The organism is Microcoleus sp. D3_18a_C4, from assembly GCF_036702415.1.
Classification (GTDB): domain Bacteria; phylum Cyanobacteriota; class Cyanobacteriia; order Cyanobacteriales; family Microcoleaceae; genus Microcoleus.
The window spans coordinates 1-17,094 of record NZ_JAUBTI010000034.1; the positions used below are offsets into that span (position 1 = coordinate 1).

Below are 17,094 nucleotides of genomic sequence, written 5' to 3' on the forward strand. Positions count from 1 at the left end.
AATTTTGTATACCCTTCATCGGGCTGCAAAGACGCCCACATCATAGCTGTACTCAGCTTGATGTGGGAGTATGTCACGAGTTTAACCAAGTATAAAGGTTTAACAACGCGGTTTCTGGTCACTCGTCCGTAAGTTCTATGTAGGTTAGCACTTCCTTTAGAAAGTAAAAGTTGTGCGGAGGACACCCACTCCTACTGTGTCATTATCCTTAGTTCCTTCTGGATTGAACAGCACAAAAGCTCCGGGTGTAATGCTGATATTATCGTTGACTTTGAAGCGGTAATAAGCTTCTAAATGGTAAGGAGTTGCTTTGTTTTGCTGAAAACGAGCACCGCCACTTACCGAATCGCGATCGAGCGGCTGTCCAAACAGAATACCTGCATTATTACCCTGTGCGAACAAATCTCGGAAATGGAAACCTACCATCCAACTGTTGAAAGTTGTAGAAGCATTGCTTCTTTCAGCATCAGCAATTATCCAACCTCCATAGGTAGAAACAGCAATTTTCGGAGAAAGACGCCAAGTTAAAGTACCGCCAAACGAATTCATCCTCACGCCACCGCTAACAGGTTCTCTATCTGATCCCAAAATAGAACCCAAATCGGCATCACCTAATCCTGTAGCAAGAATATTCAATTTGTGGCGACTGTAAGCGTAATTTAAACCTATGTCGATACTGCTGGTAGGTTTAATAGTTAACTGCGCCGCAGCCACGGTACTTCCCTCAAATGCACCAGCTCCTAAAGGCGTGGCTGGAAAGCCTAAATCATTGGGCAAGGCTGCATTTACACTGCCGTACAAAGCTGTCAAATTGAGCTTTTTGGAAATGTTCCAAATAAACCCGCCTGCCGATGCCAAACCGCTGCCAGAAGTGCCACCGGATACGCGGACAACAGGGTTGTAACCTGCAAATCTAGAGACGGCTTCTTGCCCTTCTCCAGCAAAAGGAGTAATTGCTTGAAAAGCGTCGGAAGTTTCGGCTTTCGGGCCGGCAAATAAAGTGATGCTGTTAGAAACTGGAAAGACGTAAAGCAGCTTGTAAAGTTCAACAGCATTGGCGTCAATGCTAGATAGAGTCTGAGGATTAATTCCGGGAAATTGCGGTTCAAAACTCAGTTTTGCTTGACTATCAGACAAACCGCTAAATGCCCCTGTTGACAAACCTAAATTAGGCCCGAAGCTGCGAATGTTGTAAGCTTGCAAGCCAGTTATTAGGGTATCTTTGCCTGTAAAACTGGTCAGCAGATTCAAGCGCACTCGGTAGTTTAAGACTGTCTGAGTATCGCTGTTATTGTTTTTAGTAGTGTCGGCAACGCTAAAAATTGCTTCGCCGCTGAGTTTAGTTGTTGTCGAAAATTGATTGGCTTCTAGTTCGGCGGTACGGGATTCTAAAGCATCGACTCGACCCCGCAAAGTGGCTAATTCTGCTGCAAATTCTTCTTGCAATCTTTGCAATGCGGCTAAGTCTTCCTTGGTTGCTAAGTTGGTTGTACCTGTTTTAATTAGCTCAGTAACTTTATCCAAGCAAGCGTTTAAACCGGCGGCAAATTCGTACCGAGTCATTGCCCGATTGCCTCGGAATGTGCCGTCTGGATATCCTGCTATGCAGCCGTATCTTTCTACTAGAGATTGCAGGGCTTGAAATGCCCAGTCCGTCGGGCGCACGTCGGAGAGTTGAGATACAGATGTTACTTGCTGGAGTTCGCTGGATTCTGAAGTTTCGCTGTTGGCTGCTGCGGGTTCTAAGGAAGCGCTGTTTTCGATTTCAGCTAACTTTTCGGAAGTAGAAGTTTCTGTTTGGGCAATTACTGGTGCAGGGTTAGGGGTGGGAATGACAGATGTTTTTTCTGTGACTTCTGCTGGTGTCTGCGAGTTGTGGGAAGGGGCAACAGATACTTGTTCTGTGACTTTTGCTGGGGCTGGGTTTGCTGGTTTTTCGGCTAAGTTTAATGAGTTTTCCCCGGGATTTTCTGCGGTTAATGCTGCTGTTTCGGGCCGATTCAGGTTGGCAGTTTCTTGGGGGAGATTGGCGAGTTGATTGGTTGTTGAGACGGTGTTGTCAACTTGCAGCCCCTCAACTAATTTTAAGTCGGATGTTTCAGGTGCTTTGACCTGATTTTCAACAGTTGTATTCAGGCTAATTTTAGCCTCTGACTCTTTTAACTCTTCAGTACCTAATGTCTTTTTTTCGGCGGGAGGCATGGCTGCCAATGGTAAAGAACTGGCAAGTATATACAGTAAACCTACTGCGCCAGCACTAAATAGTAGATGTGCTTTCACTAGAACTCCTCACAAATTAGATTGTAAAATTGCTATTAGCTTTCTAGGAATTGTAAAACTATTTGGTATCGCCAACCACAAAGTTTTGAGTTAATATTTTTTATAGGTTTAATAAAATAAGTAAAACAACCGCCTGCTATAAGAGCTTAAGACCGCTAGGCATTTTTTGCGAGTTATTTATCTATCGGGTGAATGAGATTATCACAAAAGTTGTATTTTAGCAATTAATTTTTCAACATTCGATCGAGCTTTTGCAAAATAACCACAGCCGCAATCACACTAAGAGCCAAACCCAACCAAAAATTATCCGCCGCCCATTTACCTCCATCCAAAGCCAAACCCCCCAGCGGCGGCCCGATTAAATAGCCGATCGCCCAACACTGAGAACTAACCGCCAAATACACGCCGCGTAAAGACTCCGGCGCTAAATCCACCACCAAAGCAGAAGCAAAAGGCGTATAAGCAACAGTCGCCATCGACAAAAAGCTCAAGCCTAAAACAGCTAAAAATAGATTGCCAGTTGCAGCCATTCCCGTCAAGCCGATCGCGATAAATCCCATTCCCCATAGCAGCGCCGAAATCATCAAAGCTTTCGAGTGGGAAAACCGCCTCAAAGCTTTAACAACCGGCAGTTGCAAAGCCACAGTTAAAAACGTGCTAAAAGCAAACAAAACGGTAATTGTACCTGTTGAAAAGCCTTTCCCCGATGTCCCCACCGCGACAAACTTGCTAAAGTACAGCGGCATTGTGGTTTGGATTTGGGAAATATATAATGTGAACAGAGTATTTACTAAAGCATAAACTAGAAGACTGCGATCGCTCAGCGCCACCATCCAACCATTTTCCCGATTTTTTTTGCCTCTATCCCCTGAATTAACTGGTTTGTAGGTTTCGGCGATCGCGATCGCAACTACTGCAAACAGCACTAAAAACGAGATACCATCAATAATAAAGAGCGATCGATAATTCCCCGTTACAGCAATCAACAAACCGCCCAAAATAATCCCAACTTGCAAACCCAAATTATCAGCCAGCCGCGTCAAAGCAAAAGCCTCCTGTCGCTGTTCGCCCTCGGTTAAATCTGCCACCATCGTCTCGGTTGGAGGCCAATACAAACCCACACCAAAACCCATCAGTAAATTGCCCGCAATTAAGCCAGCGAAATCATTAGTCCCCGCCAGTACAAAAGAAGCGGCAGCCGAAATAATTGTCGCCAGCAATAAAGTTCGCCGCCTTCCCCAAAATTTGGAATCGCAAAAAGAACCGCCCAAAATTCTGCCGAATATTCCCGAAACTGAACCGCTACCCAAACCAATTCCAACAGCAGTAGCAGATAAACCGACGCGATCGACAAAAAATATCGGCGCGTAAAATAAAGTAAAACCGGTGCCGCTTTGGGAAAGGAATCTGCCGGCGGCAAGAATCCAGACTTGAGAGGGGAGACGGGGCAACCAAGAGGATAATTGAAATTTAGGCATAAGCTGTTGTGCATTTAAATTGTATATTTCGAGTCCCGATCAAAAATCGTCAAATCCTCTCCCCCTCTCCCCTTCCCCCCCTCTTCCTCTCTAGTACCATAGGCAATCTAGATGCAACACAGCTTATATTATTTATAATAGTCGGCGGTTGAAACCGCGTCTAAACTAATGAACAGTCGGCGGTTGAAACCGCCTCTACACAAACGAAGTCCGCCTTCGCGGACTCAAGAATTAAGCAGGTATTAAAGCAGGATTTGGTATTATGGAGTCAAACCCAAACTTAACCTTACTTGTTCGCGAACTTCGCGACAAAAATTTAATGCTTCGCGGGCTGTATCTTTATCAGCCGAAGCCCCCGGATAGCGATAGGCAACGGAGAAAGCAGTTAACGCTAAAAGTTTTGTGCGAAGCTTATCCCACCCAGGCTCAACGGGCAACAGCAAATCTAACAAAACCGTCAAATTATGCGTTCTGCTGAAAGCAATTACTGCTTCCTGCAAACGCGCTTTTAGATATTTCTCGGCACACTGTTGAGCGTGAAAACACGCCGCATCATAATTCGGAGATTTTCGCGCTCGCAATTCCCGCAAAGCTGTAGTAAAAGCGCCCTCAGCTTTATCAACCCATTCAAGTGTGAGCGGATTCATAAATCACCTTTCCTTTCTCGATGATTTCCCGCAAAAATAAATCATTCCAAGCTAGACGTTGTTCAATTTCCGAAGGAGTTCGCACTAACAAATCTACAGCAAAGTTTGGCTGAGTTTGATTTAAAATTTCCCAAGTTTTACGAAGATTATTACCATCCGAAGATAAAACTACCAACATATCAACGTCCGAATCTTCTGTGGGATTTCCATAGGCGTAAGAGCCGAAAAAAAATATTTTTTGCGGTTGGAATTTATTGGCTATTGCCCGACTCAATTCCATGATTGTGTTCATTTCAATCATTTGCTAACATTTTTAATATTTTTCAATTCAACTGTAATAATAACACATGAAATTTCTGGAGTCTCTCCCTCCAATGAGTAATTATCAATAGATTTTTGACGATCGCCATAAATTTTAAACTGTTGCTGTTGGCTCGCCCGTTGGCGTTAGCGAAGCGATCCGAAGGAAAGCCATCGAAGAGGATCACCCGCAAGCTTAACAATTCTTCTCAGTTAGTTACACAAAAGTTACCATTAATTTAAAAATACTTAACACGATTTTATAAAAAAGTTAGTTAAACTCTAGAAAAGGCAGAAGAAAATTTTAGAGGCTCAATTATATGACAGCTATTACAACATCAAGAGTGGAATCAATCAAACCGCGCTGGCAAGCAATTGTCATGGTTGCCCTAATTTTCTGGCTCAGCGTTAGCCTGATTTTGGATCTAGTAATTATGCCCAGTCTCTACGTATCTGGCATGACGACATCACCGGAGTTTGCAACAGCCGGGAATTTAATGTTCTGGGGATTCAACCGCGTTGAGTTAATCTGTTCGGGCCTGGTGGCAACGGGTTTGATGGTTTTGAGCAATTTAGTCGGTGACTTCGGCAAGCGCAGCCGCACAGCAATTTTATTATCATTGGTACTTCTGACGATCGCCCTGATTGACACCTACGCCCTGACACCCCAAATGAGCGCCTTGGGAATGCAGCTAAATCTGTTCGATTCCGCAGCAGAAGTACCCGCCGGGATGAATCTACTGCACCAAGGCTATTTTGCATTGGAAGCGCTGAAGTTGGCTGTCGCCGGTACGCTGCTGGGCTGGTGCTACCAAAACCAAGTTTAATCGACAGAAGGCTAAGAGGTTGAGTTGAGAAAAAAAACTCACCCTGCAGCGGGGGGCGTGAATTCACGCCCCCCGCTAATTTTTTAAATTTTAACGCGATCGTAAACACCGGATTTGATATTCATCGGCGTTAATCTGTGTTTATCTGCCTGTATCTGCGGTTAAAAAAAGATAATTTATTAACCGCCCCGGACAATGGATTGACGCTGATTCACGCAGATGAAGAGAAGAGAGATATGAATAATCTCCGATGCTAACAGATTTGATATAACTATACTGTCAAGTTTCCTGAACCCGCGCAAAAACCGATACTTGCGAACTACTCCTGTGGTGGAGAAATCAAAATTTTAGACTCTTTTTCAAACTCCCAGATTCATCTGTAGAGTAAATCTAAAATCTAAAATCTAAAATCTAAAATCGACTGACGGCACGCCCTATTCGGATGCTTCCGGTAAATCGGCTTTTGGCCACAGCAGGCGCAAGCCCATCACCGCAAATCCGATCGCCGCGAGTCCCTTTACCAGTCGTTCCGGCAACACCTCTGCCGTGCTGAAGCCAATACCCACGCCGATTAAACTCGCCAGCAGCAGCGCCGACGCCGTACCGAAAAATACAGCCCGTGGCGAGTTACAACTGCTGCCCAGGGCGATCGCAGCTAATTGACTTTTGTCTCCCAATTCTGACAAAAACACTGTAATAAAACTGATTCCCAAAAGTTGCCAGTCCATATTTTTTTCGCTTCTTAGTTAGCTATTGTAGAAATCTACGACTTACCGACAGGCAGACAATTAACCCAGCACTTCCCACAGCAGAACTGCCGAAATCGCCAGTAAAATCACTCCGGCTGCTCTCTCCAAAATTCTCGGAGCAATCCGACTAGCCAGCCACCTTCCCAGCAACACCCCCAGCAAACTGGTTGCTATCAAAGCCGAACCCGCACCCGCAAAAACGATCCAAGGATTTCGAGATTCAGCCGTCATCAGCAAAATCGCGAGCTGAGTTTTGTCTCCAATTTCAGCTAAAAAAATAGTTGCAAAAGTCGAAGCAAAAATTGCCCAGTGCTTTGGCTTCAGTTTCTTTTGTTCCTGACAAATATCGGGATTTACAGTCACTGAGAGTTCAGCGGGCTCCGGGGTTAAAGCAGCACAAATCTCAGAAGCCTCTTTTATTTGTAGTTGTAGCTGTTGTGGCAAATCGTAATTGAGGTTTACTGAGTCAGAAGCAGACAAGCTTGGCGGAACAGAATCAAGTTTCACGGGCAATGAGTGCTAAACGCTATTTATTTTTTACTTGTACTTTTGATTGTAACTTTCTCTGTGCCTGCTTTTACCAAACCAGGGTCATCTTTTTCCCCGGAGATTTCAGCAACTGATTCCTGGAAGCACTCACCGCACCCAAAAAGGCCTACAAGCCCCCAGATTTATCTGTCGAGTCAATCTAAAATCTAAAATCTAAAATCTAAAATTGATTGACTGACTGACTGGTTCATGTGCCGTAAGTTCGATCGCCCGCGTCTCCCAAACCAGGTACAATAAAGCCCTGTTCGTTGACTATTTCGTCGATCGTTGCCGTATAAATAGTCAAACTCGGGTACTCTGCACTCAGCCTCTTCAAAGCCGGAGGAGCAGCCACCACAGAGATAATCCGAATCAAGCTCGGATCAATTCCCCGTGCAGTCAATTCCTGCATAGTCGCTATAATCGTCCCGCCAGTCGCCAGCATCGGCTCGCTAATTATCACCCGCGTTTCCGGGTTAAACTGCGCCGGCAATTTGTTCAAATAACAAGTCGGTTGCAGCGTCTCCTCATTTCTTGCCATGCCGAGGTGGTAAACCGACGCCAGCGGCACAACCGTCTGAATTCCTTCTAGCAGTGCCAAACCCGCCCGCAAAATCGGTACCACAACTAACGGAGCTTCCGGGTTGATAAAAGCCGCCGGACATTCTGCCAAAGGCGTCTGCACTGTGGTTTCCACTGTCGGCAGCCATTCTCGAATCGCCTCGTAAGCCAGCCACCTTCCCAATTCTGTCATCGCAGAACGAAAAAGTACGGATGGGGTGGCGGCGTCGCGGGCAACAGCCAGCCAGTGTTTAATTAATGGATGTGGAGGAACGTAAACGCGCAGTTGCAGGGACATTAGGAAATTGGGGAGATTGCTAGGTTTGAGGGATTTTATGCCGTGCGATCGATCTTCTTCGAGGGCTTCCCCAACCGGCGATCGATCGCTCTGTGCAACTTATCACATCCTTGAGGGCGCATACAAGCCAGAGATTGAGTTAGAACCCATTCGCCGATCGACCTCCATCAGCTTATTGAAATATTTTTCCAATAGTATTGACATTAATTAGCAACAAGGCTATAGTAATTTTTAGTGTTCTCCTCTCAAAGGATCGGCAGACGGGGGCAGTCGGCAATGGTAGACTGTTCCCGCATTTTTTTTTGGAAGCTGGGGCATCGGCCAAACAGGGCATCGGCCAAACAGGGCATCGGCCAAACAGGGCATTGAGCATTGCCGAACTTCGGTCTTCCTGACATCCGCTACATCCGCTACATAATCCGTTGCCGAACTTCTTGCTTCTGGAGCGATCGACTGTAAAATCATAGAAATATTAAGATTTTTAACCCAATGTCAGCTCCTACCCAATCCCAGTTATTTTCTCCCAACTCCCGCCCTACAGAGCAAGAGTTTGATGTAATTGTCATCGGTTCCGGCATTGGTGGACTCGTGACAGCCACCCAGCTAGCGGCTAAGAAAGCCAAAGTTTTAGTGCTCGAAAGCTATACAATTCCGGGAGGTAGCGCGGGATATTTCGATCGAGAAGGCTACAGATTCGATGTCGGCGCCTCCATGATTTTTGGCTTCGGACAGCGCGGCACCACCAACCTCCTCACCCGCGCCCTGAAAGCAGTCAACGTCACCTTAGAAACCATTCCCGACCCCGTACAGCTTCACTATCACTTACCCAGCGGCTTGGAACTTGAAGTTCCCCAGGCTTATGACAAATACTTGCAAGAATTAACTGACAGGTTCCCTCACGAACGCGAAGGAATCCACAAATTTTACGGCGAATGCTGGAGCGTCTTCAACTGCCTCAACGGGATGGAATTGCTATCCCTAGAAGAACCCGGATATTTGGTTCGAGTCTTTTTTCAGAATCCTTTAGCCTGTTTGGGATTAGTAAAATATCTGCCTCAAAATACTGGCGACATTGCGCGGCGCTACATAAAAGACCCTACTTTGCTGAAATTTATCGACATGGAATGCTACTACTGGTCTGTAGTACCCGCAGACTTGACGCCGATGATTAATGCCGGAATGGTATTTTCCGACAGACATTACGGCGGCATAAATTATCCCAAAGGCGGAGTCGGTCAAATCGCCCAAAAATTAGTAGAAGGATTAGAAAAATGCGGCGGCAAAATTCAATACAAAGCTAAGGCGAAAAAAATTATTACACAAAACGGCCGCGCTGTCGGAGTCGAGCTAGCAACCGGCGAAGTTTACCGGGCTCATCGGATAGTTTCTAACGCCACGCGGTGGGATACTTTTGAGAAATTGCTGCCCGCAGAAGAGATGCCGGCTAGCGAAAAGAAATGGCAGCAGCGCTATCAAAAAGCCCCCAGTTTCTTGAGTTTGCATTTGGGAGTGGAAGCAGGCGTAATCCCTGTCGGTACTGCCTGCCACCACATTTTGTTAGAAGATTGGGACAAAATGGAAGCGCCGGAGGGAACTGTTTTGGTGTCCATTCCGACCGTGCTCGACCCGGATTTAGCTCCCGCAGGATATCACATCGTTCACGCTTTTACTTCGAGTTGGATGGAACAGTGGGAAGGACTTTCGCAGCAGGAATACGAAGATAAAAAGGAAGAGGCTGGAGGGAGAATTATTGAAAGATTAGAAAAGATTTTTCCCGGTTTAGATGCCGGTTTGGATTATATGGAAGTTGGGACAGCGCGCTCTCACCGCCGCTTTTTGGGGCGCGACGACGGAACTTACGGGCCGATTCCGCGACAGAAGCTAATGGGTTTGCTGGGAATGCCGTTTAATCGAACTTCTATGCCTGGTTTGTATTGTGTGGGCGACAGTACGTTTCCCGGACAGGGTTTAAATGCGGTGGCGTTTTCTGGGTTTGCTTGCGCGCACCGAATTGCGGTTGATTTGGGTTTTTAGTGGTAGTGGTAGGGTAGGGTGCGTCAATCGATTTTAGATTTTAGATTTTAGATTTTAGATTGACTTGCGCGAGATAAATGCGGGGGCAATAAGTGATTTTCGATTTTCGATTTTGGATTGATTCCACGGATAAATCACGTGGCGGATACCACCTTTGAAATTCGTGGTCAGATTGTTCGCTTGAAATACGAGAGAAAATGTGAGGTTCCCGGGCAGTCTACAAAAAGACTAAAAACCCGGTTTCTGGGGAGAAACCGGGTTTTTAACCTCAAAATTGGCGTTTTCCATTCTTTTAACGAGTTTACTGGTCGTAGCTGCCGCCGACGCCGATTTGGGTATTGTAGATTGTGGCATTAGTGATGGTCATATCTTCCATTGATGCGCCGGATACGTCAGCGGTGTTAATGATGGCCGCGGTCAGATTTGCCCGATCGAGGTCTGCGTCATTTAAACTGGCATTAGTCAGGAAAACTTGGGTTAAGTTAGCACCCGTCAAGTTAGCACCTGTCAAGTCCGCGCCTTCGAGGTTGGCATGAGATAGGTTTGCTCCTCGTAAATTTGCTTCTCTCAAGTCAGCACCAATTAAATGGGCTCCCATTAAATCTGCTCCTGACAAGTCGCACTTAAAACATTGCCCGGTTGACAATAACTGTTGGACGTGAGCGGGATTTTCAGCGCGAGCCGGGCCCGCCAACAGTAGGGGAGTAATTAAAAAAGTAGCGGCTAATAGATTGCGTTTCATAATCCCTTTTCCTCACAGACTCTGTATTCAAGTTCTTGTCTTGATATCTACAATCTTACCACGGTTGTTTTCGCAAGTTGCGCTCTAATTCACAGCTTGGCTGTGACATCGATTGCCCTCAACAACGCATACATGGTCTCGACCAGCTTGCAAAACTTTATTTCGCAAAACTTAACACTGCCGAACTTAATACAGTGCCTTTTTGTAGTAACCTTTTCTAGGTTAGCTAGGATCGCCAACAGATGCGTCTTTCTGAAGATGGATATGATTCGCAATGCTATGGATGATTTTAGCTGCGATCTTATCGCAAAAAGTGGGAGCATCTCATATTTGTAAAAATACTTCTTCTGGCTCCTTCCTTCTTCTGGCTCCTTCCTTCTTCCTCTTTCCTTCTTCATCTTTCCTTCTGCCTCCTGCCTCAAAACTCCAATTTCTAGCGGAGGGCTGCAAAGGTGAGATGCTCCCCAAAAAGTTTACAAAATATACCTTGTTTTTAATAAAAGTGTCACGAGACAGAAAATTTAATTTAAAATAAAGATAAGCTTCTAACTTTATAGGTAGAGGAAAAGCAGTCACAGGCCCGATCCCCAGCCCAAGCTCGGCTGCATTTTTAACAATAAATTTTAATTAGGTCTCAGCAGCGCCGTAAAAATCCACCTAGTGCTTGGAAATCAGCACTTTTTTGGAATGTCGCAAAATCAACGCGATCGCAAAACTCAATTAAATATGCTCAAAAACGATTCCTCCAAGTATCTGCCAACCTTAGCTCAAGTAATAGACCGCTACCCCTTGACAGTTGCGCCCGATACCCCACTAGCAGAAGTAATTACCCTGATGGGCCAACGGCGCCCAAGTTGCTCTCTAAACGCAGACATTCCACCAACCGATATCTATCAGCCACTAACAGAAATCGCAAATTCCCCCACTAAGAGTGCATTCAGAGACGCGACAGGTATCTGCGTCTTTGTCGTGGAAAAATCACTCTTAAAATTATCCTCGCCCTCGGCTCCACATTCTCACTTGCAAGGAATCTTCACCGAAAGGGATCTTGTCGATTTGATTGCCTCGGGCAAAAACTTAAAAGGTGTCACCATCGCAGAAGTGATGAGGCAGCCGGCAGCAACTCTGACAAAATCCGAGACTCAAGACATTTTCAGCGCCCTAATTCTGCTGGGGCCACGAAGAATTAAGCACTTGCCAATATTGGATAGTGAAGGTCAACTCTTAGGAGTAATTACGCCGGAAAGCATTCGCCAAGCCATGCTGAAACCGGCAAATATCTTAAAAATGCGCCGCGTGAAAGAAGTAATGACCGCACAAGTCATTCAAGCACCTCGCTCCGCGTCAGTTATGAGTTTAGCCGAGTTGATGGCCCAGCACCGCGTTAGCTGCGTGGTAATTACCGAATCCACAGAATTATCGAGGGATTTACCGTTCCCAATTCCAGTAGGTATCGTCACAGAACGGGATATTGTGGAATTTCAAGCTTTAGATATAGATTTGTCGCAAACGATCGCCCAAACTGTGATGAGTACCCCCTTATTTAGCCTCAAGCAAGAAGACTCGCTGTGGGTAGCTCATCAGGAAATGCACCAGCGTTTAGTCCGCAGGTTGGTAGTAACGGGGGAACAGGGAGAACTCCTGGGAATAGTTACTCAAACCAACATACTGCGCGTACTTGACCCGATGGAAATGTCCGGGGCGATAGATGTTCTGCACGATTCAGTGGCAGAAAGGACTAGGGAATTGCAAAAAGCGATCGCATCCCTCAGCTTGACTAACGCCAGACTAGAAAGCGAAATTGCTACCCGCGTTAGGGCCGAGGCCAGACTCCACCTTTTAGAATCTGCTGTAGTGAACGCTAACGACGCAATCGTGATTATGGATGCCGGAGACAGCGATATCTCCGACCCCACCATCATCTATGCCAACGAAGCTTTTACCCAAATGACGGGCTACCTACCCGAAGAAATCATCGGACAAACCCCCAGTTGCTTGCGCGGCCCAGAAAGCGACCCCACCCAAGTCGATAAAATTCGCCGTGCTTTCTCTCGCCGAGAACCCCTACGCCTAGAATTGATTAACTACCGCAAAGACGGTTCAACTTATTGGGTGGAACTCAACAGCGTACCTATTGCCGACACCTCCGGGAACGTTACCCACTGGGTGTCGGTGCAGCGGGATATTAGCGATCGCAAGCGCATGGAACAAGCATTTTTTGAAGAAAAAGAACTCGCGTTTGTTACTCTACAATCGATCGGCGATGCCGTAATCGCGACAGACGCCGACGGCTGCATTTCCACCCTTAATCCAGTTGCCGAAACACTCACGGGTTGGTCTACCTCGGAAGCTAAAGGTTTGCCCCTCGCCAGCGTACTGAGAATAGTTGACGAAACTACCAGGCGGCCGATCGAAAATATCGCCGAAATCGCTTTGTGCGAAGGTCGGATTGTTGACCAGGGACACAACAGCTTGCTGATTGCCCGCAACCACACCGAATTTGCGATCGACCACTGCGTCGCCCCCATCCACGCCAGCAGCGGCAAAATTGTCGGGGCCGTCGTTGTGTTCCGAGATGTCACCCAAGTGCGAACTCAAGCGCGGCAACTCACCTGGCAGGCAACTCATGACCCCCTGACGCAATTAGTCAACCGCCGGGAATTTGAGTACCAGCTAGAGCACGCCCTACACGGGGCTCAAGGTTACGGGCAAGAACACGTGATGCTTTACCTGGATCTCGATCGCTTCAAAATAGTTAACGACACCTGCGGTCATGCTGCAGGGGACGAACTGCTGCGCCAAGTCAGCCAGCTATTTAAAACCAATATCCACAAAACCGATATTTTGGCCCGTCTCGGCGGCGATGAATTTGCCGTACTCCTGTATAATCGTCCCGTCGAACGAGGATTGAATGTTGCTGAAACGCTGCTGCGAAGCATTCAGGGATTCCGCTTTGCGTGGCAGGACAAAACTTTTTCGATCGGCGTCAGTATCGGTTTGGTAGCAATCAATCCCAAAACAGCCTCGACATCTGCGATTTTGAGCGCGGCCGATATGGCCTGCTACGCTGCTAAAAATAAAGGTCGCAACCGGGTACAGGTTTATCAAGCAGGCGATCGAGAATTAATCAAACAGCATGGCGAAACCGAGTGGGTGGTGCAAATTCATCAAGCTTTAGAAGAGAATCGCTTTTGCTTGTACTCTCAGCCGATCGTACCTTTGCTCAACTCTTCAACCACCGGCACCCACTGCGAAATCCTCCTGCGCCTCCAGTTGGAAACTGGTGAGTTGGTGTCGCCGATGGCGTTTATTCCGGCTGCAGAACGCTACAACTTGATGCACGCGATCGACCGCTGGGTAATTCGCACTTTATTTAGCAATTTATCTAAAATTTTCACGGCCAATTTATTCGTCCAAGACCCCGATGTAGACAGCGATAAAATAGTTACCTTCCCTGCTTGCTCTCTTTTGTCTGATCTGCAATCGTCATTTGGCAAATATCCCAGCATTTATTCAATCAACCTTTCTGGGGACAGCCTCAACGAAGAAAAGTTTATCGAGTTTATTCAGGAACAGTTTTCCATCCATCAAATACCGCCGCAAATAATTTGTTTTGAAATTACTGAAACCGTGGCGATCGGTAATCTCAGCAAGGCAGCCAGCTTGATTTGGCAACTCAAGGAACTAGGCTGCCAGTTTGCCTTGGACGACTTCGGCAGCGGGATGTCTTCCTTTGCTTACCTGAAAAGCTTGCCGGTTGATTATCTCAAAATAGACGGCAATTTTATTAAGAATATTGTCGAGAATCCTATTGATGTTGCAATGGTGGAAGCTATTACCAAAATCGCTCACGTCATGGGAATTAAAACTATTGCCGAGTATGTGGAAAATCAAACAATTATGGATAAACTCAATGAACTTGGGGTAGATTACGCTCAAGGTTATCATTTGGGCAAGCCTCAACCTTGTAACTTCACCTCTCCCATTTTAGAGGAATTCTTGGGGGAGTTTCCTGTTAATTCTTTGGTTTTTGAGGCTAAGCTGGTTTCTTGAAGAGGGACCTTGGGCAACGAGCAAGCAATGGGATTTAACGGATTTAAGGGAGGGATGTTGAGGGAACAAGAAAAAGGGATCGGAATGATTTAACCGCAGAGACCGCAGAGGGCGCAGAGGAAGAGAAGAGAGAGATGAATAATTCTGATACTAACGGATTTTATAGCAATCCTTGCAGGACTCGTGATTTGTTTACCCCATCCCAACCCTCCCCGAACCCCCTGGGAGTCCGTAAGAAATTCACAAATGATGGGAGGATTGCTCTATCAGATTAATTTTCCCCATTCCCCCTTTTCCATTACCCATTACCTTCTACAGTAGTTTCCGCTGCTTCAATGTACTGACTGTCTAAGAGAAAAGCACCTTTTTCAAAGCGAATTCCCCAATAATTGCCGGGACGGCGATCGATCACAACGCCTTCAGCGCCGATCGCAATTAAATTCGCAGGCCGCAGCATGGGCATCGGTTCGGCAGTTTTGACGTAAGGCGGCATCGCCACAACTCTGACTTTTTGACCGATCGTAAATTCTTTTTCCATGAGTTTTATTCCTTTTGGCGATCGGCATAATCTAATCGTAACTGGGAGTGCGATCGAGAGCGATGAAATTTCAGACAGTATCTTTCATGCGTTTAGCCAACAAACAATCCTCAAAGCTAAAGGATTCTTCGTCTAAAAAGCTGGAGATTGCCATTTCGATGGCGGCTTCGAGAGAACATTCAAGTTCAGCGGACTTGGACAAGAGGGCAGCTTTTATATAGTCAGGCAAATAATCGACCAACTGATGAATAGCTTCTGGAGAAAGGTGGTGCGTGGTGATAGTTTGATTCATAACTCTCTGGGGATTTTAACGTTGTAGGGAGGGTTGCTGGCTTGGAGGATGAGGGTTTCTAATTCATATGATAACCCCGGTCTTTGCCATTGGTTGAGAGTGACGAAGGCAATCCTCACGTCGTCTGGATTGTAGCGATGCCTGCGGCTGGCTACGCCTACGAGCCAGCCCCACAGAAAGGCTTTATGTCCGTTGCGAAGTCTGTCTCGCAAGTTTTTGGCTTTGCCAATGTAAAGCAATCCTTCGGAGGAATGCCGAAATGCGTATAAACTCACATCTTGCACCATTCTCGCTTAACAGGCTTTCCGGCCTGTTCCACAAAGAGTGAATTTTGTTGTGGAACAGGCCGGAAAGCCCGTTCATAAAAAGCTTATTGAGAATGGTGCAACATCTCAGTATAAACCTACTCTGGTAGGAATGGTATTAAAGTTGTGGCTGAGGGGTTGGCATTGCTCGAATGGGGTGAAGGCGAGGGTATCGAGAATTTGGCGGGCTTCTTGTTGGATAGAATCGGGCATGATGACAAGCGATCGTATTTGCCAGATTTTATATTGAAAGATCGCCCATTAATTACCGACATTAACTTCAAATTCAGATTATTTAGTTGCCTCGCCCCGGTTGGCAATCGGCAAAACCAAGTGCTTGGCTATCGAGGAAATTAGCAATTGCCATGGACACAACAATTTCGATCTGATATTCAATTTCCGCAGCACGGGCGATGAGGGCCGCACGAATTCGTTCTGGAAGGTATTTTAGGATGGCTTCGGCATCAGCAGCAGATAGTTGTTCCAGAGTTGTTGATTGTATGAGTCTAGTTTTTCGGTGGGATTTGAACGTTGTAGGGCGGCTCAGTTGCTCTGTGAATAATGGCTTCTAGCTCTAATAATAACGCAGGGTTGCTCCATGTTTCAGTCCCAGCACAGGAAAAATATTGTGTATGACTTTTTATTTTAAATATTCCTGCAAGAATTTCCAAGCCATTTGAGTACCCTCGCCGGCGTTGACTTTCCCAAAATCTACATCTTTTCTCAAAACTACAAAACCCACACCTTCTTTGATTTCTATTTGCTCACAATTCCTAATCCTAGCCAAAAATAAGTGATTTTCCTGTATAACTTTTTGATTATTTTGGGTTTTTTGGTGTAGAAAGGTTGTGATAAATTCTATTGTGTAATTGGTTTCGAGGCAAGTTTCTTCCTCCAGTTCTCGCACCGCTGCCTGCTTTGGACTTTCTCCAACGTCCACGCCACCACCAAAAGTAGAAAGCATCCCTTGACTTGCAATACCTACAATATTATCTCGCAGTTGTGCCACAATCTGACCGTTGGGGAGAATTAGAAAAATGCGAACAATTGACTTAGGAATATTCATATTAGATGTTTTAAAATGTATAGTGTAGTTAAACTTGGTCTACTTTGTTTCAGTCCCCTCGCCGGGAAAAAGTAGAGCATAACACGGATGAACACGGATACACGGATGACTTGAGTCATCTGACTGTTTGCACAATTGGCTAACTTGACCAAAATTTTGGGTACAAGCCCCGTCATTTTATGACGGCTTTCTCTTGACACATTCTGGAATACTATGTTAAGAGAGAAATGGCAACGCGATAAAACGCCTAGATAGCCAATATTGGGTTCTCCCCGTCTACAATGCTCAGCTACGTGCGACATAGTGTAGGAAAGAGGAACAAACAATTAAGTAAATCATTTCAAATGCGGTCGGGCAATCCGTGTGCGCTTGTGGACGTATCCAAACAGGGGATTA

The 17,094-nt window shown here is 46.1% G+C and carries 18 protein-coding genes; 4 read left to right on the plus strand and 14 right to left on the minus strand.

Annotated elements, in window-relative coordinates; all coding sequences use genetic code 11:
* Nucleotides 1-156: 156 nt before the first annotated feature.
* The 4 genes from QUB16_RS16605 to QUB16_RS16620 form a co-directional block, all read right to left on the minus strand.
* Complete coding sequence (locus QUB16_RS16605; RefSeq protein WP_333317700.1) at nucleotides 157-2,280, minus strand: iron uptake porin; 2,124 nt, start codon at nucleotides 2,278-2,280, stop codon at nucleotides 157-159.
* A 224-nt stretch (nucleotides 2,281-2,504) separates the two neighbouring features.
* Nucleotides 2,505-3,758 (minus strand): MFS transporter, encoded by a 1,254-nt coding sequence (locus QUB16_RS16610; protein ID WP_333317702.1) that lies wholly within the window; start codon nucleotides 3,756-3,758, stop codon nucleotides 2,505-2,507.
* Nucleotides 3,759-4,018: 260 nt separating this feature from the next.
* Nucleotides 4,019-4,405 carry a HEPN domain-containing protein gene (locus QUB16_RS16615; RefSeq protein ID WP_333317704.1) on the minus strand — a complete coding sequence of 129 codons (387 nt, stop codon included), beginning with the start codon at nucleotides 4,403-4,405 and terminating at the stop codon, nucleotides 4,019-4,021.
* Complete coding sequence (locus QUB16_RS16620) at nucleotides 4,386-4,697, minus strand: nucleotidyltransferase domain-containing protein (RefSeq protein ID WP_333317706.1); 312 nt, start codon at nucleotides 4,695-4,697, stop codon at nucleotides 4,386-4,388. Before QUB16_RS16620 ends, QUB16_RS16615 begins: the two co-directional genes overlap by 20 nt.
* Before the next feature lie 328 nt (nucleotides 4,698-5,025).
* On the opposite strand from QUB16_RS16620, the gene QUB16_RS16625 reads away from it, so the two are divergent.
* Nucleotides 5,026-5,532, plus strand: a complete 507-nt coding sequence (locus QUB16_RS16625; RefSeq protein ID WP_333155728.1) for a hypothetical protein — start codon at nucleotides 5,026-5,028, stop codon at nucleotides 5,530-5,532.
* A gap of 434 nt (nucleotides 5,533-5,966) precedes the next feature.
* On the opposite strand, the gene QUB16_RS16630 is transcribed toward QUB16_RS16625, so the two are convergent.
* The 3 genes from QUB16_RS16630 to upp form a co-directional block, all read right to left on the minus strand.
* A complete protein-coding gene (locus QUB16_RS16630; protein ID WP_333082112.1) occupies nucleotides 5,967-6,260 on the minus strand; it encodes a TMEM165/GDT1 family protein in 294 nt (97 codons plus the stop codon).
* A 60-nt stretch (nucleotides 6,261-6,320) separates the two neighbouring features.
* Nucleotides 6,321-6,788: a TMEM165/GDT1 family protein gene (locus QUB16_RS16635; protein ID WP_333317708.1), complete on the minus strand. Its 468-nt coding sequence runs from the start codon at nucleotides 6,786-6,788 to the stop codon at nucleotides 6,321-6,323.
* A 229-nt stretch (nucleotides 6,789-7,017) separates the two neighbouring features.
* Nucleotides 7,018-7,668 (minus strand): uracil phosphoribosyltransferase, encoded by a 651-nt coding sequence (gene upp, locus QUB16_RS16640; protein WP_333317710.1) that lies wholly within the window; start codon nucleotides 7,666-7,668, stop codon nucleotides 7,018-7,020.
* Nucleotides 7,669-7,705: 37 nt separating this feature from the next.
* On the opposite strand from upp, the gene QUB16_RS16645 reads away from it, so the two are divergent.
* On the plus strand, nucleotides 7,706-7,879 hold the full coding sequence (locus QUB16_RS16645; RefSeq protein ID WP_333317712.1) for a hypothetical protein: 174 nt from the start codon (nucleotides 7,706-7,708) through the stop codon (nucleotides 7,877-7,879).
* A 278-nt stretch (nucleotides 7,880-8,157) separates the two neighbouring features.
* On the plus strand, nucleotides 8,158-9,702 hold the full coding sequence (gene crtH / locus QUB16_RS16650) for a carotenoid isomerase (protein WP_333317713.1): 1,545 nt from the start codon (nucleotides 8,158-8,160) through the stop codon (nucleotides 9,700-9,702).
* A 301-nt stretch (nucleotides 9,703-10,003) separates the two neighbouring features.
* Here the strand turns inward: crtH and QUB16_RS16655 are convergent, their stop codons facing one another.
* On the minus strand, nucleotides 10,004-10,444 hold the full coding sequence (locus QUB16_RS16655) for a pentapeptide repeat-containing protein (protein WP_333317715.1): 441 nt from the start codon (nucleotides 10,442-10,444) through the stop codon (nucleotides 10,004-10,006).
* A gap of 324 nt (nucleotides 10,445-10,768) precedes the next feature.
* The gene (locus QUB16_RS16660; protein ID WP_333317717.1) at nucleotides 10,769-11,020 is read right to left on the minus strand and encodes a hypothetical protein; all 252 of its coding nucleotides are present in this window, start codon (nucleotides 11,018-11,020) and stop codon (nucleotides 10,769-10,771) included.
* A gap of 111 nt (nucleotides 11,021-11,131) precedes the next feature.
* Here QUB16_RS16660 and QUB16_RS16665 point away from each other — a divergent pair, with 111 nt between their 5' ends.
* Nucleotides 11,132-14,497, plus strand: a complete 3,366-nt coding sequence (locus QUB16_RS16665; RefSeq protein ID WP_333317718.1) for an EAL domain-containing protein — start codon at nucleotides 11,132-11,134, stop codon at nucleotides 14,495-14,497.
* A gap of 298 nt (nucleotides 14,498-14,795) precedes the next feature.
* Here the strand turns inward: QUB16_RS16665 and sipA are convergent, their stop codons facing one another.
* The 5 genes from sipA to QUB16_RS16690 form a co-directional block, all read right to left on the minus strand.
* The gene (gene sipA, locus QUB16_RS16670) at nucleotides 14,796-15,035 is read right to left on the minus strand and encodes a regulatory protein SipA (RefSeq protein WP_333101820.1); all 240 of its coding nucleotides are present in this window, start codon (nucleotides 15,033-15,035) and stop codon (nucleotides 14,796-14,798) included.
* A gap of 70 nt (nucleotides 15,036-15,105) precedes the next feature.
* Nucleotides 15,106-15,327: a hypothetical protein gene (locus QUB16_RS16675; RefSeq protein ID WP_333317720.1), complete on the minus strand. Its 222-nt coding sequence runs from the start codon at nucleotides 15,325-15,327 to the stop codon at nucleotides 15,106-15,108.
* Nucleotides 15,324-15,602: a GIY-YIG nuclease family protein gene (locus QUB16_RS16680; RefSeq protein ID WP_333317722.1), complete on the minus strand. Its 279-nt coding sequence runs from the start codon at nucleotides 15,600-15,602 to the stop codon at nucleotides 15,324-15,326. The genes QUB16_RS16675 and QUB16_RS16680 overlap by 4 nt, the downstream gene beginning before the upstream one ends.
* Nucleotides 15,603-15,719: 117 nt before the next feature.
* Complete coding sequence (locus tag QUB16_RS16685; RefSeq protein ID WP_333317724.1) at nucleotides 15,720-15,845, minus strand: hypothetical protein; 126 nt, start codon at nucleotides 15,843-15,845, stop codon at nucleotides 15,720-15,722.
* 427 nt (nucleotides 15,846-16,272) lie between these two features.
* The gene (locus QUB16_RS16690) at nucleotides 16,273-16,698 is read right to left on the minus strand and encodes an NUDIX domain-containing protein (protein ID WP_333155747.1); all 426 of its coding nucleotides are present in this window, start codon (nucleotides 16,696-16,698) and stop codon (nucleotides 16,273-16,275) included.
* Between the last annotated feature and the right edge of the window lie 396 nt (nucleotides 16,699-17,094).

Bases quoted from the DNA above. Each gene is read 5' to 3' on its own strand.
- QUB16_RS16610 (WP_333317702.1), bottom strand. From the start codon at position 3,758: ATGCCTAAATTTCAATTATCCTCTTGGTTGCCCCGTCTCCCCTCTCAA.
- QUB16_RS16615 (WP_333317704.1), bottom strand. From the start codon at position 4,405: ATGAATCCGCTCACACTTGAATGGGTTGATAAAGCTGAGGGCGCTTTT.
- QUB16_RS16620 (WP_333317706.1), bottom strand. From the start codon at position 4,697: ATGAACACAATCATGGAATTGAGTCGGGCAATAGCCAATAAATTCCAA.
- QUB16_RS16625 (WP_333155728.1), top strand. From the start codon at position 5,026: ATGACAGCTATTACAACATCAAGAGTGGAATCAATCAAACCGCGCTGG.
- QUB16_RS16630 (WP_333082112.1), bottom strand. From the start codon at position 6,260: ATGGACTGGCAACTTTTGGGAATCAGTTTTATTACAGTGTTTTTGTCA.
- upp (WP_333317710.1), bottom strand. From the start codon at position 7,668: ATGTCCCTGCAACTGCGCGTTTACGTTCCTCCACATCCATTAATTAAA.
- QUB16_RS16645 (WP_333317712.1), top strand. From the start codon at position 7,706: ATGCCGTGCGATCGATCTTCTTCGAGGGCTTCCCCAACCGGCGATCGA.
- crtH (WP_333317713.1), top strand. From the start codon at position 8,158: ATGTCAGCTCCTACCCAATCCCAGTTATTTTCTCCCAACTCCCGCCCT.
- QUB16_RS16655 (WP_333317715.1), bottom strand. From the start codon at position 10,444: ATGAAACGCAATCTATTAGCCGCTACTTTTTTAATTACTCCCCTACTG.
- QUB16_RS16665 (WP_333317718.1), top strand. From the start codon at position 11,132: ATGTCGCAAAATCAACGCGATCGCAAAACTCAATTAAATATGCTCAAA.
- sipA (WP_333101820.1), bottom strand. From the start codon at position 15,035: ATGGAAAAAGAATTTACGATCGGTCAAAAAGTCAGAGTTGTGGCGATG.
- QUB16_RS16675 (WP_333317720.1), bottom strand. From the start codon at position 15,327: ATGAATCAAACTATCACCACGCACCACCTTTCTCCAGAAGCTATTCAT.
- QUB16_RS16685 (WP_333317724.1), bottom strand. From the start codon at position 15,845: ATGCCCGATTCTATCCAACAAGAAGCCCGCCAAATTCTCGATACCCTC.
- QUB16_RS16690 (WP_333155747.1), bottom strand. From the start codon at position 16,698: ATGAATATTCCTAAGTCAATTGTTCGCATTTTTCTAATTCTCCCCAAC.